Origin of the sequence: Methylobacillus draconifructus (assembly GCF_045984355.1) — a bacterium.
Lineage (GTDB): Bacteria > Pseudomonadota > Gammaproteobacteria > Burkholderiales > Methylophilaceae > Methylobacillus > Methylobacillus flagellatus_A.
In genome coordinates this window covers 181,779-196,900 of the sequence record NZ_JBJQII010000001.1, presented here as the reverse complement: position 1 = coordinate 196,900, position 15,122 = coordinate 181,779, and the positions used below count along the sequence as shown (strand labels likewise).

The following is a 15,122-nucleotide window of genomic DNA, read 5'->3' as shown; positions in this document are numbered from 1 at the left end:
TTAGTGGAGAAAAGTGGAGTTTTGTGGGTAATTGTTGATCAAAGTTGATTGCTCATCTCCGGATGGTTGGCAATTACCCATCTCCCGATCTGACAAAATTTAATGCCGATGCCAGCGCGCTAAACGCTGGTATCGGCCAAGGGACCTCATGTTTCGCGGTGCGACGTCATTAAATATGGATGCCAAAGGCAGGCTGGCTGTGCCAGCCAAGCACCGTGACGCCCTGCACGCTCAAAGCGAGGGCAGCCTTGTCCTGACTGCCCATCCACATCGTTGCCTGCTCCTGTATCCCCAGCCTGCCTGGGAGCCAATCCAATCCAAGGTGATGGCGCTTTCCAGTTTCGATCGCCAGTCCAGTGCCTTGCAGCGCTTGCTGGTGGGTTTTGCCGAAGACGTCGAGCTGGACAGCGCCGGCCGCTTGCTGGTTTCCCCGGTATTGAGGGAGTTTGCCGGGTTGGAGAAGCAGGTGATGCTGGTGGGGCAGGGCAGCCACTTCGAGCTTTGGGGCATGGAGGCCTGGCGGGCCCAGTTGCAGCAGGTGATGTCGTCCGAGAATATGGAGTTGCCTGCCGAGTTGGAGGGTTTTTCGCTGTGAGTGCTGGCGTTCGCCATGTACCCGCTCCCCAGGTTTCTCAGCATGTAACGGTTTTGTTGGACGAAGCGGTGGAGGCACTGGCGATCAAGCCTGACGGCATTTATGTCGACGGCACGTTCGGCCGGGGCGGGCATAGCCGCAAGATACTGGAAAAACTCGGACCGCAAGGGCGCCTGGTGGCGCTGGACCGCGACCTAGCCGCCGTTGAGGCCGCACGGGGTATCCAGGATGCGCGCTTTACGATCGTCCACAGTCATTTTGCCGCCATGGCGGAAGTCCTGGCGGATCTGAATATTCAAAAAGTAGATGGTGTGTTGCTGGATCTGGGAATTTCATCTCCACAGATCGACGAGGGCGAGCGCGGCTTCAGCTTCAGGTTTGACGGCCCGCTCGATATGCGCATGGACCAAAGCCGTGGACAGACAGCGGCTGAGTTCGTCGCGGCTGCAACGGAGCAGGAACTGACGGGGGTAATAAAGGAATATGGTGAAGAACGGTTTGCTAAACAGATTGCAAGGGCGATTGTTGCGCAGCGCACAGGAGGGGTGGTCATCTCCACTACCGGACAACTTGCCAAGATCGTGGCAGGGGCGGTCCCAAAAGTCGAGCCTGGCCAAGATCCGGCGACGCGCACCTTTCAGGCTTTACGGATTTTCATCAATCAGGAGCTTGAGGAATTGTCGCTGACCCTTCCTCAGTGCCTGCCGCTATTGGCAGCGCAAGGGCGTTTGGCGGTGATCAGCTTCCACTCGCTGGAAGACCGCATTGTGAAACGCTTTATCCGTGCCGAGCAGGACAGGGATGACTTGCCTGCGAATTTCCCCGTGCGTGCGAAGGATCTGCCGCAGCCCCGCCTGGTGGCGGTCGGGCGTGCGGTGCGCCCGGGCGATGCCGAGGTCAGGCGCAATCCGCGTTCACGCAGCGCCGTATTGCGCGTTGCGGAAAGGACCGCGGTGCAATAATGGCCAAGCTTAACCTGATCCTCTTCCTTGTGGTGATAGTGGCGGCGCTGGGCGTCATTACGTCACAGCACAAGGCGCGCAAGCTCTATATCGAGCTGCAGCAGCAAGAGGATGCGGCCAAGCAATACGAGATAGAGTGGGGCCAGCTGCAATTGGAGCAAAGCACCTGGGCCATGCATTCCCGCATCGAGCAGATTGCCGAGCGGCGCCTGAACATGCAGGTGCCTGATCCAAGCCGCATACAGGTGGTCGCGCCATGATGGGGGCGATGCGCATGCGCGTGGGGTCGAAGCCGCGGGTCGTGGTCAGGCTGCCGGTCTGGCGCCGCCGCCTCCTGCTGGTGCTGGTGCTGTGCGGTTTTGCCGTGCTGCTGGGGCGCAGCGTCTATTTGCAGAGCGTGCATAAATCCTTTCTGCAGCAAAAGGGCGATGCGCGCTATAGCCGCCTGTTGAGCCTGCCCGCGCACCGCGGCAAGATCACCGACCGTTACGGCGAGCCGCTGGCGATCAGCACGCCTGTGGAGTCCATCTGGGCCAGCCCGCCAGACGTGAAGGCGACGCATGAACAATTGGCGAAACTGGCGAGCATCCTCAAGCTCAAGCCGGAAGCGATCAAATCCAAGTTCGATAACACGCAGCGTGAATTCGTTTATCTCAAGCGCCGCCTGCCGCCTGAGCTTGCCGCGCAGGTGATGAGCATCGGCATTCCTGGCGTCTTCATGCAGCGCGAATACCGCCGCTATTATCCTGCTGGGGAAGTGACTGCTCACCTTGTCGGCTTTACCGGCATTGACGATAACGGTCAGGAAGGCTTCGAGCTGCATTCCCAGAAATGGTTGTCCGGCAAGCCGGGCAGCCGCCGCGTGATCAAGGACAGGCAAGGGCGTATCGTCGAAGACCTCGAGGCAGTCAAGGTTCCGCAGGATGGCCGCGACCTGGCGCTTTCCATAGACCGCAAGCTTCAATACCTGGCTTATCGCGAACTGGCGGCGGCGGTGGAAGAGCACAAGGCCAAGGCAGGTTCTGCGGTCGTGCTGGATGCCAAGACCGGCGAGGTGCTGGCGATGGCAAACGTGCCCAGCTACAACCCGAACAATCCGGTCAATCTGACCGGGGGCCGTTCACGCAACCGGGCGATCGTCGACACTTTCGAGCCCGGATCGACGCTGAAGCCGTTTACTGCCGCGGCAGCCCTCGATAGCGGACAGTACAAGCCTAGCACGCTCATCGATACATCGTCCGGCGCAATGCGCATCGGCAAGGCCACGATCCGTGATGCGCACCCGCAAGGCGTGCTCACGGTCGCGCAGGTCATTCAGAAGTCTTCCAATATCGGTTCGGCCAAGATGGCGCTGAGCCTGGAGCCGCATTACATGTGGAGCATCTATAACCAGGTCGGGTTCGGCTCCGTGACGCGCATCGGTTTCCCTGGCGAAGCTTCCGGAAGGCTACGCAATTACAAGACCTGGCGCCCGATCGAGCAGGCCACCATGTCTTACGGCCATGGCCTCAGCCTGACCTTGCTGCAGCTGGCGCGTGCCTACACCGTATTCACCAATGATGGCGCCTTGCTGCCGGTCTCCCTGCTCAAGCTCAAGGAGCCTCCTGTTGGCCATCAGGTTTATACCCCCGAAACTGCGCATCACCTGCGCGACATGATGGAGACGGTGATCCAGCCTGGCGGCACTGCCCCAAGGGCACAAGTGCTGGGCTACCGCGTCGCAGGCAAAACCGGGACGGCGCACAAGCCCGGCGTGGGCGGCTACCAGGCAAACCACTATGTATCCTCGTTTGTCGGTTTTGCGCCTGCATCCAACCCGCGCTTGATCATTGCGGTGATGATCGACGACCCAAGTGGCGGCAAATATTACGGCGGTACGGTGGCCGCCCCGGTATTCAGCAAGGTGATGTCGGGCGCGCTACGCATGCTGGCGATCCCGCAGGATGCGCCGAACAACAATGTCGTGATCCCTGTCGACGACCTGCCCGAGATCAAGGAGGTGGTATGAGCCTGCCCAGCCTTGACCGCCATCATTTCACCGGCATGACTTCGGATAGCCGCCGTGCTTCTGCCGGCAGCCTGTTCCTTGCCTATCCGGGCGAGCAGGCCGATGGGCGCCGTTTCATCGAGCAGGCCATCGCCAACGGGGCGGCCGGCGTGGTATGGGAGCAGGAGGGATTCGACTGGAGTCCTTCATGGGCCGTTGCCAACCAGCCTGTAACAGGTTTGCGTCGCAAGGCAAGCGCCATCGCCGGAGAATTCTACGGCCACCCGTCCCGCCAACTCTGGATGATAGGCGTGACCGGCACCAATGGAAAAACCTCCTGCAGCCATTGGCTGGCGCAGGCGTTCAACGCCCTTCGACGCAAGGCGGTGGTGATCGGCACCCTGGGCAACGGCTTTCCGGATGCCTTGTCCGCTGCGGCGAACACTACGCCTGACCCTATCCTGCTGCAATCCATGCTTGCCGACTACCTGCAAGCGGGCGCCGAAGTGGCGGCGATGGAGGTTTCCTCGCACGGGCTGGACCAAGGGCGGGTGAACGGCATCGATTTCAAGGTCGCCGTGCTGACCAATCTGACACGCGACCACCTGGATTATCACGGCGATATGGCGAGTTACGCCGACGCCAAGCGCAAGTTGTTCCGTTTTGACGGCATGCAGACCGCCATCCTCAACCAGGACGATGCCTTTGGCCGGGAGTTGCTGAGCGAGCTTAAGGCCAAGGGCAAGCATGTGCTGAGCTATGGATTGAGCGGCGGGGACGTGCGCGGCCATGATCTGTACTTCGACGCCGAGGGCCTGCATATGCACGTGCATACCCCGCATGGTGAAGCCGCGGTGCATGCCAAGCTGGTGGGGCGCTTTAATGCCAGCAACCTGCTCGCCGTATTGGCGACATTGCTTGCCTCGGAAGTCGTACTGGAAGACGCGGTGCGCGTCCTGGCTGAAATCCGGCCTGCACCCGGGCGCATGCAGCAACTTGGCGGCGGCGGCCAGCCATTGGTCGTGGTGGATTATGCGCATAGCCCCGATGCGCTGGAAAAGGCATTGCTTGCCTTGCGCGAGCAGGCAAAGGCCAGCCTCATTTGCGTATTCGGTTGCGGCGGCGACCGGGATAAAGGTAAGCGCCCGCTGATGGCGGAAGTCGCTTCAAGACTGGCAGACAAGGTGATCGTGACTTCGGACAATCCGCGCGGTGAGGACCCCGAGGCGATCATTGCCGAGGTGGTGGCTGGCTTGCATGGTCCGGCCCAGGTGGAGCCCGATCGGGAAAAAGCCATTATCCAGGCAATTAGGTCGGCGCAGGCGGGCGACGTCGTGCTGATCGCGGGCAAGGGGCACGAGGATTACCAGGAAATATCAGGCGTACGGCATCCATTCAATGATGCTGCTGTGGCGGCCAACATCTTAGGGGTCGCCACATGATGTATCTATCCGAAATCGCCAAGGCAACGGGTGGCACTCTGATCGGCGCCGACGTGCTGGTCCAGTCCGTAGGCACGGACAGCCGCAAGCTGGAGCCGGCGCAGTTGTTTGTGGCGCTCAAGGGTGAGCGATTCGACGGCCATGATTACGCCCAGGACGTATTGAACCAAGGCGCTGCTGCCTTGTTGCTATCTCGTGCTGTCGGGGCAGGGCCCGCCGTATTGGTCGAGGATACCCGTCTTGCATTGGGTCAATTGGCCGCCTACTGGCGCCGGAAATTCAATATTCCCGTGGCGGCGATTACCGGCAGCAACGGCAAGACCAGCGTCAAGGAAATGCTGGCAGCAATCCTGCGGGTCGCGGCAGGCGCGGATGATGCTGTGCTTGCGACTCAGGGCAACCTGAACAACGACATCGGCCTGCCGCTTACGCTGCTGCGCTTGCGTGAGCGCCACCGCTATGCCGCGGTGGAAATGGGCATGAACCATTTCGGCGAGATCAGCTACCTCACCCGGATTGGCCGTCCTGACGTGGCATTGATCAACAATGCGACTTCCGCGCACCTGGGCGGCCTGGGTTCCGTCGAGGGCGTGGCGAAAGCCAAGGGCGAGATTTTCGAGGGATTGGCGGATGACGGCGTGGCGGTGATCAACGCCGACGATGCGTTTGCCGGCCTATGGCAGTCCCTGGCAGGCCGGCACCGCATCGTGCGTTTCGGCCTCAACGCCGGCGGAGACGTCACGGCGGATTATGCGCTGCATTCAGAAGGCAGCGACCTGCAATTGAGCACGCCTGCCGGCGAATGCGCATTGCGCTTGCCCGTGCCTGGTCTGCACAACATCAGGAACGCGCTGGCCGCCACAGCCGCCGCCTTGTCCATGGGCGTGCCGCTGGATGCGGTTGCCGGGGGCCTTGCCGGTTTTTCCGGCGTCAAGGGCAGGCTGCAGCGCAAGTCCGGCAGGCGCGGCGCATTGCTGATCGATGATACCTACAACGCCAATCCTGCTTCAATGAGAGCCGCGATCGACGTGCTTGCCAGCCAGTCTGGAAAACGGTTGCTTGTCGTGGGCGACATGGGCGAGCTGGGCGAGAACGAAGCGGCCTTGCATGCCGAATTGGGCGCTTATGCCAAAGCGGCAGGCGTGGATGCCCTGCATGCGCTGGGCGTCTTGTCTGCCAAGGCCGTGGAGGCATACGGCAGTGGCGCGAGCCATCACGAGACGGTGGAAAGCCTGGCGGCATTCCTGCTACCGGCATTGGATGCCGATACCGTTGTGCTGGTCAAGGGGTCGCGCTTCATGTGCATGGAGCGTGTCGTCGACTTGCTGCAAGAACAAAAGGAGAAACCATAATGCTGCTCGAACTCGCCCGTTGGCTGGCCCAGGATATTCGCGGCTTTAATGTGTTCAATTACATCACGCTGCGCGCCGTCCTCGCGACATTGACGGCATTGACGATTTCCTTCCTGGTGGGGCCTAAGCTGATCCGCAAGCTCACCGAATACAAGGTGGGGCAATCCGTACGCGATGACGGCCCGCAAACCCACCTGGTGAAGGCGGGCACCCCGACCATGGGCGGCGCGTTGATCCTCATCGCGATTGCAGTCTCGACCTTGCTCTGGGCCGATCTTTCCAACCGTTTCGTCTGGGTGGTGCTGATCACGACCCTGGGTTTCGGCGTGATCGGCTGGGTCGATGACTGGCGCAAGGTAGTCTACCGCAATCCCAAGGGATTGTCGGCCAAGGCGAAATATTTCTGGCAGTCATTGATAGGCGCGGGCGTTGCGGCCTATTTGTTCTATACCGCGACGGTGCCGGCGGAGACCGAGCTGATCGTGCCGTTCTTCAAGCATCTGGTGCTGCCGATGGGCGTGGTGAGCTTCATCGTGCTGACCTATTTCGTGATTGTCGGCACCAGCAACGCGGTCAACCTGACCGACGGGCTGGACGGCCTCGCGATCATGCCCACCGTGATGGTGGCGAGCGCCCTGGCGGTGTTTGCCTATGTGGCGGGCCATCTTTATTTCTCCAAGTACCTCGGCGTGCCCTATGTGCCTGGGGCAGGTGAACTCACTGTGTTCTGTGCGGCGATCGGCGGCGCGGGCCTGGGCTTCCTCTGGTTCAACGCCTATCCCGCAGAAGTATTCATGGGCGACGTCGGCGCGCTGGCGCTGGGAGCCGCGCTGGGCACCGTGGCCGTGATCGTGCGCCAGGAAATCGTGCTGTTCATCATGGGCGGCGTGTTCGTGATGGAAACCATTTCGGTGATGCTGCAGGTGGGGTCGTTCAAGCTTACGGGCAAGCGGATTTTCCGCATGGCGCCCTTGCATCACCACTACGAGCTCAAGGGCTGGAAAGAGACGCAAGTCGTGGTCAGGTTCTGGATCATCACCATGATGCTGGTGCTGGTCGGCCTCTCCACGTTGAAGCTGAGATAAGGAAACAGGTTAAAGGATCTATGCTGCAACTCAAGGACAAACAGGTGTTGGTGCTGGGGCTGGGAGATACCGGCCTTTCGGCATTGCGCTGGCTCGCTCGCCAGGGCGCACGCCTGTCCGTTGCCGACAGCCGTGAGCTGCCGCCGGGCCTTGATGCAGTCAAGCAGGAGTTTCCCGGTATTGCGGTACATCTGGGGCCTTTCGCCGAGGATGCATTCCAGGGTGCGGAACTGATCGTGGCCAGTCCAGGCGTGCCATTGGCCGAGCCGCAAATCCAGGCTGCCATCAAACGCGGCGTGCAGGTGGTGGGCGATGTCGAGCTGTTTGCCCAGGCAAAGCCGGCGCATGCCAAGGTCATTGCGATTACAGGCGCGAACGGTAAGAGCACGGTGACCACGCTGGTGGGCGAGATTTGCAAGGCCGCGGGCCTGAGGACAGTCGTGGCCGGCAATATCGGCCTGCCGGTGCTGGATGCGATCGACGAGGCAGCGGATGTCTACGTGCTTGAGCTTTCCAGCTTCCAGCTGGAAACCACGCACAGCCTGGCGGCGGACGCTGCCACGGTGCTAAATATCAGCGAAGACCACATGGACCGTTATGCCGACATGCAGGCGTATGCCGACACCAAGGCGCGCATTTTCGCCCACGCCGGGCTGCAGGTGCTCAATGCTGACGACGCATGGAGCCGGGAAATGGCGCTTGGCGGCATCGCCCAGCGCATGTTCGGCCTGGGCGCGCCGGGCAGTGAGCAGGAGTTCGGCCTGCTGCATGATGCCGGCGAAGCCTGGCTTGCCCGCGGGCAGCGCAAGCTGATGCCGGTGTCCGACCTGAAAATTACCGGCCTGCATAATGCAGCCAACGCCCTGGCGGCGCTGGCATTGTGCACCGTGCTCGACATCGACGAGACTGTCGCGTTGCGGGCATTGCGTGATTTCAAGGGTTTGCCGCACCGTGTGCAATGGGTGGCCGATATCGACGGCGTATCCTTTTATGATGATTCCAAGGGCACCAATGTCGGCGCTACCGTCGCGGCGCTCAATGGCTTGAGCCGCAAGCTGGTGCTGATTGCGGGCGGCGACGGCAAGGGACAGGATTTTGCGCCCTTGCAAACGCCTGTGGCCGGACATGCGCGCGCCGTGGTGCTGATCGGGCGCGACGCCGGTTTGATTGCCGACGCATTGCAGAATACAGGCGTGCCGCTGGAGCATGTGGCCAGTCTCGAGGAGGCCGTGGTGAAGGCGTTCGATCTGGCTGGCATCGGTGATGCCGTGTTGCTCTCGCCCGCTTGCGCGAGCCTGGATATGTTCCGCAATTACGTGCACCGCGCGGAGATCTTCGTGAAGGCGGTCAATGGCCTGCAGAAAAGAGAGGCGCGGGCATGAACAACATGATGTACATGCTGAGCGGGCGCGACCGACTGACCTCCTCATCGTCGACTTATGACCAGGGCCTGGTCTGGGTAACGCTGATCCTGCTCGGCATCGGCCTGGTCATGGTGTATTCCGCCTCGATTGCGTTGGCGGAGGCCGACAAGATGACCGGGCACCAGCCGACCTATTTCCTGGTGCGCCACTCCATTTTCCTGGTGATCAGCCTGACGGCGGCCTTGCTCGCATTCCAGGTGCCGACCCGGTTCTGGCAGAAGATGGCGCCGTATCTGTTCCTGCTGGGCCTGTTCCTGCTGGTGCTGGTACTGATTCCCGGCGTCGGCCGCAACGTCAACGGCAGCCAGCGCTGGCTGTCGCTGTTCGTCATCAATCTGCAGCCTTCGGAATTCATGAAGCTGTTTGCCGCGATCTATGTCGCGGACTACACCATCCGCAAGGCGGAAGTGATGGACAGCATCAAGCGCGGCTTCCTGCCCATGGTGGCGGTGATGGTGGTGGTCGGCTGGCTGCTGCTGCGCGAGCCCGACTTCGGCGCGTTCAGCGTGATCGTGTCGATTTCCATGGCGATTCTCTGGCTCGGCGGCATCAACGCCCGTATTTTCGTCGGCCTGATGGCTTTGCTGCCGGTGGCGGTCGTGGGGCTGATCTGGAGTTCGCCTTACCGCCTGCAGCGCGTGATCGGATTCATGGACCCCTGGGCCGACCCGTTCGGCAAGGGCTACCAGCTTTCCCACGCCCTGATCGCATTCGGACGCGGCGAATGGCTGGGCGTCGGCCTGGGCGCCAGCGTGGAAAAACTACTCTACCTGCCCGAAGCGCATACAGACTTTCTCATGGCGGTGATTGCCGAGGAGCTCGGCTTCATTGGCGTCATGGTGGTGGTCGGCCTGTTCGCTTGGCTGGTGATCCGCGCCTTCCGCATCGGCAAGGAAGCCGTCGCCAACGAGCGTTATTTCTCCGCCTTGCTTGCGCAGGGCATAGGCGTCTGGATCGGCGTGCAGAGCATCATCAATATCGGCGTGAACATGGGCGTGCTGCCGACCAAGGGCCTGACCCTGCCATTGCTGTCTTTCGGCGGCAGCGGCATTCTGGCGAACTGCATTGCCTTGGCGATCCTACTTAGGGTCGATTGGGAAAACAGGCGCCTTCAAAAGGGATTGCCGGCATGATGGATAACACGATATTCAAAGGGATTTGCCAACATTGCCAGGCGCCTGTTTTCCCATGGGTCAAAGGTGGTTTGCATGAGTAAGACCTTACTCATCATGGCGGCAGGCACCGGCGGGCACGTCATGCCAGGCTTGGCGATCGCCAAGGCCATGCAGGCGCGCGGCTGGAACGTGCATTGGCTGGGCACGACCCACGGGATGGAAAACCGCCTGGTGCCACCCAGCGGATTGCCGATGACGCAGCTCAAGTTCTCCGGCCTGCGCGGCAAGGGATGGAAACATACGTTGCAGGGGATGTTCCGCCTGCTGGGATCCACCTGGACGGCATGGCGCCTGATGCGTGAATTGAAGCCGCAGGCGGTGCTCGGTATGGGCGGCTATGTCACCGTGCCGGGCGGCTGGGCGGCCAGGGCTGCGAGCGTGCCGCTGGCAGTGGTGAATGCGGATGCCGCCTTGCTGATGTCGAACCGGGCGCTGGTCAAGCATGCCAAGCGCGTGTTGTTCGGTTTCGATGGCGGCGCCGCGACGTTGGGCGGCATGGCGTTCAAGGCGCGCGTGACCGGCAACCCGGTGCGTGCCGAGATTGTTGATATCGCTTCGCCGGAGCAGCGCTTTGCCGGCCGTCAAGGCCCGCTGCACGTGCTGGTGGTGGGCGGCAGCCTGGGGGCGCAAGTGCTGAATGCGACTTTGCCCAAGGCGTTGGCTTTGCTGTCTGCGGGACAGCGTCCGGTAGTGACCCATCAGTCCGGCGCGCAACATATCGACGCCTTGCGCGAGGCTTATGCCGCCGCTGGCGTGGAAGCCAGGGTGGTGCCCTTTATCGACGACATGGCGGGCGCCTATGCCGAGGCCGATGTGCTGGTATGCCGGGCCGGGGCGATCACGGTGAGCGAGCTGGCGGTGGCCGGCGTCGCCAGCATCCTGGTGCCGCTGGTGGTGTCGACCACCTCGCACCAGCGCGACAACGCCCGCTGGATGGCCGAGCACGGCGCAGCCATCCATTTGCCGCAGCAGGAACTGACGCCGCAGAGACTGGCCGCGCTGCTGCAGAAGCTGACTCGCACCCGCCTGCTGGCGATGGCGCATGCCGCGCGCGAGCTGGGCAGGCCTAAGGCGACAGAGACGATTGCAAACGAATTAGAAAGTATTGCCCTGCCGTCGCAGGGAGGGAAACGCCCATGAAACATAAAGTGAAACACGTGCATTTTGTCGGTATAGGCGGTTCCGGCATGAGCGGCATTGCCGAAGTCCTGCTCAACCTGGGCTTCAGCGTCAGCGGCTCGGATCTCGCCGACAATGCGACCACGCGAAGGCTGGCCGGGTTCGGCGCCAGGCTGCACCAGGGCCATGCCGCGGAAAACCTTGGAGAGGCCGACGTGGTGGTGATTTCCAGCGCGGTCAAGGATGACAACCCCGAAGTGGTGGCGGCGCGCGAGCGCAGCGTTCCCATCATTCCGCGCGCGCTGATGCTGGCCGAGCTCATGCGTTTCCGCCAGGGGATCGCGATCGCCGGCACGCACGGCAAGACCACGACCACCAGCCTCATTGCCAGCATCCTGGCGGAAGCCGGGATGGATCCTACCTTCGTGATCGGCGGACGGCTGGAAGCCTCGGGCAGCAATGCGCGCCTGGGGTCGGGAGAGTTCATTGTCGCGGAAGCCGATGAGTCGGATGCCTCCTTCCTGCACCTTACTCCCATCATTTCCGTGGTCACCAATATCGATGCAGACCACATGGATACCTATGGCCATGATTTCGAGCGGCTCAAAGGGGCATTCGTCGAATTCCTGCAGCGCCTGCCGTTCTACGGCATGGCCGTGGTATGCATCGACGACCCGAATATCCGCGCCATCCTGCCGCAGATTTCCAAGCAGGTCATGCCGTACGGCTTCTCGGAAGAGGCCCGTATCCGCGCCAGCAACGTGCGTGCGGAAAATGGGCGCATGCACTTTACCGTGAGCCGCATCAACGGCGTGACGACGACATTCGATGTCACGCTCAACCTGCCTGGCAGGCATTACGTGCTGAATGCGCTGGCCGCGATTGCAGTGGCGAGCGAGTTGAACGTGCCCGACAGCGCCATCATTAAGGCGCTGGCCGAGTTCAAGGGTGTGGGACGCCGTTTCGAGCGGTATGGCGAAATGCCGGCGAAAAACGGCGGGTACTTCACATTGATCGATGATTACGGGCACCACCCGGTCGAGATGAATGCCGTGATTGCAGCAGCTCGCGATGCCTTTCCCGGGCGCAGGCTGGTGCTGGCTTTCCAGCCGCACCGCTATACCCGCACCCGTGATTGCTTCGAGGATTTCGTCAAAGTGCTTTCCGGCGCCGACGTGGTGGTGCTGACCGAAGTGTATTCCGCCGGAGAAGCGCCAATCGTGGCAGCTGACGGCCGCTCGCTGGTACGCGCGATTCGTGTCGCTGGCAAGGTGGAACCGCTATTCGTGGAAACGCCGCAGGAATTGCCGCAGGCGATCGTGGATATGGCGCGGGATGGCGATGTGGTGATCGTGATGGGCGCAGGCTCCATCGGCCAGGTCGCCGCTAAAACCAGGGAGCTGGCGGCCGCTGCAGAGAGCGTACCCATGGAGGCCGTGCAGTGACGGCTACGGTCGCGACAGGCAACTTGCTGTATGACGAGTCCCTGGCCCGTTATACCAGCTGGCGTGCGGGCGGGGCGGCCGAGCGGCTGTATGTGCCCGCCAGCCTGGACGACCTGCAGCAATTCCTTGCCGGATTGCCTGCCGACGAGCCGCTGTATTTTATCGGCCTGGGTTCCAACTTGCTGGTGCGTGACGGTGGCGTCAGGGGCACTGTGGTCCTTATGCATGGTGCGTTGACTACATTGCAGACGGATAAAGAGTTTGTCTACGCCGAGGCGGGCGTAACCTGCGCCAAGCTTGCCAAGTTTGCCGCGCGCCAGCATCGGCATGGCGCGGAGTTCATGGCGGGCATTCCCGGGACCGTGGGCGGTGCGCTGGCGATGAATGCCGGCTGCCATGGCGGCGAGACTTGGGAAATTGTCGACCGCGTGCTGACCATAGACCGCGAAGGCAAGCTGCACGAGCGCAACCACCAGGCGTTCGCCACCGCCTACCGCCATGTGGAGATGCCGGTGGCGGACGAGTGGTTCGTCGCGGCCTGGTTCAGGCTGGCCGATGGCGATGCGATGGAAGCCGAGGCCAGGATCAAGCAGCTGTTGGCCAGGCGTCTCGCGACACAGCCGTTGAACCTGCCGAATGCCGGGTCGGTGTTCCGCAACCCGCCGGGCGACCATGCGGCGCGCCTGATCGAGGCCAGCGGCCTCAAAGGCTACAGCATCGGCGGGGCGCAAGTGTCGGAGAAGCACGCCAACTTCATCGTCAACCAGGGCGGGGCGACGGCAAAGGATATAGAGCAATTGATCCTGCATGTGCAGGCGGTGGTGAAGCAACAGCAGGGCGTGGACCTGCAACCGGAAGTGAGAGTGATTGGAGAGGATGGGCATGAGTAGGGATTTCGGCAGGGTGGCCGTGCTGCTGGGCGGCAAGTCGGGCGAGCGCGAGGTGTCGCTGAAGAGCGGCGCCGCGGTGCTGGCTGCCTTGCGCCGCGGCGGAGTCGATGCCCATGCCTTCGACCCGGCAGAGCGCGAGTTGAGCGAGCTGGCCGGATTCGACCGCGTGTTCATTGCGTTGCATGGCCGCTATGGCGAGGACGGCACCATCCAGGGCGCGCTGGAGCTCATGGGCATTCCCTATACCGGCAGCGGCGTGATGGCGTCCAGCGTGGGCATGGACAAATGGCGCACCAAGCTGCTCTGGCGCGCGGCTGGCGTGGCGACGCCCGAGTTCGAGCTGGTTGATGCCGACGGCGACTTTGCCGCGATCGAGCAGCGCCTTGGCCTGCCCTTGTTCGTGAAGCCTGCCAACGAGGGCTCCAGCATCGGCATCAGCAAGGTAAAGACGGCAGGCGGCCTCAAGGCTGCCTATGAGTTGGCGGCCAAGTCCGACCCGTTGGTGATCGCGGAGCAATTCGTCGGCGGCGGCGAGTACACGGTGGGCATTCTCGGCGACGAAGCCTTGCCCGTGATCCGCATCGTGCCTGCCAACGAGTTCTACGACTACGAGGCCAAGTACCTGCGCGACGATACGCAATACCTCTGCCCGTGCGGGCTGGATGCCGCGCTGGAGGAAAAAATCAAGGCCGAGGCTTTGCAGGCGTTCCGCGTCGTCGGCGGGCAGGGCTGGGGAAGGGTGGACTTCCTCATGGACGAAGCCGGACGGCATTACTTGCTTGAAGTGAATACCTCGCCCGGCATGACCGACCACAGCCTGGTGCCCATGGGGGCCAAGGCGGTCGGGCTCAGTTTCGACGAGCTGGTGCTGAGGATATTGGAGCTTGCGCATGTGGGATAAGCCGCGCGCCCTTAACTGGATCGCGAACCTGCTCAATGCGCTGGCGGCCGTGATGTTTTTGTATGGGCTGGTGTATGTGGTGGTGCACCTGCCGATTTTCCCGCTCAAGGAAGTGCGGGTGGAAGGCACGCTGGAACACGTGACGCGCGAGCAGATCAAGCTGATCGCGGACCGGCATTTGCAGGGCAATTTCTTCACGGTGGACGTGGTGAAGGCGCGCGACGCTTTCCAGAAGCTGCCGTGGGCGCGCAAGGTCAGCGTGCGCAAGCGCTGGCCCGACCGTTTGGAGGTGGTGATCGAGGAACAGAGGGAGCTGGCACGCTGGGGCAATATCGCGCTGGTGAATACGTACGGCGAGCTGTTCCATGCGGCGTCGGACAGCGACCTGCCGGTGTTCTACGGTCCGGGGGACGGCGTGGCGGAGGTGGCGAAGCAATACGGCGTATATAGCCAGATCCTGGGTACGGGTACCGGCATGCATATCGCGCAACTGGCTTTGACCCCGCGCCGCGCCTGGCAGATCAAGACCAGCAATGGCATGGTGATCGAGCTGGGGCGGGAAGAGATGGAAACGCGCTTGCAGAAATTCGCCAGCGTATACGGACAGACATTGGGCGGGTTGAAAGTGGCGATCAACTACGCCGATTTGCGCTATCCCAACGGGTTTGCCGTACGCAAGCCCGAGGGGTCGACGCCAAAACGCAAGACAGGAGCAGCCTGAGTAACATGGAAAATTGGAGAAATA

Annotated in this window: 14 protein-coding genes; all 14 read left to right on the top strand. The window is 62.0% G+C overall.

All coding sequences use genetic code 11. The annotated features are described in order from the left end of the window. The first annotated feature begins 148 nt into the window (after positions 1-148). Positions 149-595, top strand: coding sequence for a division/cell wall cluster transcriptional repressor MraZ (gene mraZ / locus ACJSDX_RS00945; RefSeq protein ID WP_407993096.1), 447 nt, complete (start codon positions 149-151; stop codon positions 593-595). Then, positions 592-1,557 (top strand): 16S rRNA (cytosine(1402)-N(4))-methyltransferase RsmH, encoded by a 966-nt coding sequence (gene rsmH / locus ACJSDX_RS00940; protein WP_407993095.1) that lies wholly within the window; start codon positions 592-594, stop codon positions 1,555-1,557. Before mraZ ends, rsmH begins: the two co-directional genes overlap by 4 nt. Then, on the top strand, positions 1,557-1,817 hold the full coding sequence (ftsL, locus tag ACJSDX_RS00935; RefSeq protein ID WP_407993094.1) for a cell division protein FtsL: 261 nt from the start codon (positions 1,557-1,559) through the stop codon (positions 1,815-1,817). The genes rsmH and ftsL overlap by 1 nt, the downstream gene beginning before the upstream one ends. Then, the gene (locus ACJSDX_RS00930; RefSeq protein WP_407993093.1) at positions 1,814-3,565 is read left to right on the top strand and encodes a peptidoglycan D,D-transpeptidase FtsI family protein; all 1,752 of its coding nucleotides are present in this window, start codon (positions 1,814-1,816) and stop codon (positions 3,563-3,565) included. The genes ftsL and ACJSDX_RS00930 overlap by 4 nt, the downstream gene beginning before the upstream one ends. Beyond that, a complete protein-coding gene (locus ACJSDX_RS00925; RefSeq protein ID WP_407993092.1) occupies positions 3,562-4,986 on the top strand; it encodes a UDP-N-acetylmuramoyl-L-alanyl-D-glutamate--2,6-diaminopimelate ligase in 1,425 nt (474 codons plus the stop codon). The genes ACJSDX_RS00930 and ACJSDX_RS00925 overlap by 4 nt, the downstream gene beginning before the upstream one ends. Then, entirely contained in the window at positions 4,983-6,338 is a 1,356-nt protein-coding gene (locus ACJSDX_RS00920; RefSeq protein WP_407993091.1) for a UDP-N-acetylmuramoyl-tripeptide--D-alanyl-D-alanine ligase, read from the top strand. The genes ACJSDX_RS00925 and ACJSDX_RS00920 overlap by 4 nt, the downstream gene beginning before the upstream one ends. Continuing rightward, a complete protein-coding gene (mraY, locus tag ACJSDX_RS00915; RefSeq protein ID WP_309566226.1) occupies positions 6,338-7,423 on the top strand; it encodes a phospho-N-acetylmuramoyl-pentapeptide-transferase in 1,086 nt (361 codons plus the stop codon). Before ACJSDX_RS00920 ends, mraY begins: the two co-directional genes overlap by 1 nt. Positions 7,424-7,443: 20 nt before the next feature. Then, positions 7,444-8,805, top strand: a complete 1,362-nt coding sequence (gene murD, locus ACJSDX_RS00910; RefSeq protein ID WP_407993090.1) for a UDP-N-acetylmuramoyl-L-alanine--D-glutamate ligase — start codon at positions 7,444-7,446, stop codon at positions 8,803-8,805. Then, entirely contained in the window at positions 8,802-9,980 is a 1,179-nt protein-coding gene (gene ftsW / locus ACJSDX_RS00905; protein ID WP_407993089.1) for a putative lipid II flippase FtsW, read from the top strand. The genes murD and ftsW overlap by 4 nt, the downstream gene beginning before the upstream one ends. A gap of 75 nt (positions 9,981-10,055) precedes the next feature. Then, positions 10,056-11,162, top strand: a complete 1,107-nt coding sequence (gene murG, locus ACJSDX_RS00900) for an undecaprenyldiphospho-muramoylpentapeptide beta-N-acetylglucosaminyltransferase (RefSeq protein WP_407993088.1) — start codon at positions 10,056-10,058, stop codon at positions 11,160-11,162. Continuing rightward, positions 11,159-12,586 carry a UDP-N-acetylmuramate--L-alanine ligase gene (murC, locus tag ACJSDX_RS00895; RefSeq protein ID WP_407993087.1) on the top strand — a complete coding sequence of 476 codons (1,428 nt, stop codon included), beginning with the start codon at positions 11,159-11,161 and terminating at the stop codon, positions 12,584-12,586. The genes murG and murC overlap by 4 nt, the downstream gene beginning before the upstream one ends. Next, the gene (gene murB / locus ACJSDX_RS00890) at positions 12,583-13,476 is read left to right on the top strand and encodes a UDP-N-acetylmuramate dehydrogenase (protein WP_407993086.1); all 894 of its coding nucleotides are present in this window, start codon (positions 12,583-12,585) and stop codon (positions 13,474-13,476) included. The genes murC and murB overlap by 4 nt, the downstream gene beginning before the upstream one ends. Further along, positions 13,469-14,377 carry a D-alanine--D-alanine ligase gene (locus ACJSDX_RS00885; RefSeq protein ID WP_407993085.1) on the top strand — a complete coding sequence of 303 codons (909 nt, stop codon included), beginning with the start codon at positions 13,469-13,471 and terminating at the stop codon, positions 14,375-14,377. The genes murB and ACJSDX_RS00885 overlap by 8 nt, the downstream gene beginning before the upstream one ends. Next, entirely contained in the window at positions 14,367-15,098 is a 732-nt protein-coding gene (locus tag ACJSDX_RS00880) for a cell division protein FtsQ/DivIB (RefSeq protein WP_309566232.1), read from the top strand. The genes ACJSDX_RS00885 and ACJSDX_RS00880 overlap by 11 nt, the downstream gene beginning before the upstream one ends. Positions 15,099-15,122: the final 24 nt, after the last annotated feature.

What these genes read in the sequence shown, in the direction of transcription:
- ACJSDX_RS00920 (WP_407993091.1), top strand. Translation starts at nt 4,983, where the DNA reads ATGATGTATCTATCCGAAATCGCCAAGGCAACGGGTGGCACTCTGATC.
- ACJSDX_RS00930 (WP_407993093.1), top strand. Translation starts at nt 1,814, where the DNA reads ATGATGGGGGCGATGCGCATGCGCGTGGGGTCGAAGCCGCGGGTCGTG.
- murD (WP_407993090.1), top strand. Translation starts at nt 7,444, where the DNA reads ATGCTGCAACTCAAGGACAAACAGGTGTTGGTGCTGGGGCTGGGAGAT.
- ftsW (WP_407993089.1), top strand. Translation starts at nt 8,802, where the DNA reads ATGAACAACATGATGTACATGCTGAGCGGGCGCGACCGACTGACCTCC.
- mraY (WP_309566226.1), top strand. Translation starts at nt 6,338, where the DNA reads ATGCTGCTCGAACTCGCCCGTTGGCTGGCCCAGGATATTCGCGGCTTT.
- mraZ (WP_407993096.1), top strand. Translation starts at nt 149, where the DNA reads ATGTTTCGCGGTGCGACGTCATTAAATATGGATGCCAAAGGCAGGCTG.
- ACJSDX_RS00885 (WP_407993085.1), top strand. Translation starts at nt 13,469, where the DNA reads ATGAGTAGGGATTTCGGCAGGGTGGCCGTGCTGCTGGGCGGCAAGTCG.
- murC (WP_407993087.1), top strand. Translation starts at nt 11,159, where the DNA reads ATGAAACATAAAGTGAAACACGTGCATTTTGTCGGTATAGGCGGTTCC.
- murG (WP_407993088.1), top strand. Translation starts at nt 10,056, where the DNA reads ATGAGTAAGACCTTACTCATCATGGCGGCAGGCACCGGCGGGCACGTC.
- ftsL (WP_407993094.1), top strand. Translation starts at nt 1,557, where the DNA reads ATGGCCAAGCTTAACCTGATCCTCTTCCTTGTGGTGATAGTGGCGGCG.
- ACJSDX_RS00880 (WP_309566232.1), top strand. Translation starts at nt 14,367, where the DNA reads ATGTGGGATAAGCCGCGCGCCCTTAACTGGATCGCGAACCTGCTCAAT.
- ACJSDX_RS00925 (WP_407993092.1), top strand. Translation starts at nt 3,562, where the DNA reads ATGAGCCTGCCCAGCCTTGACCGCCATCATTTCACCGGCATGACTTCG.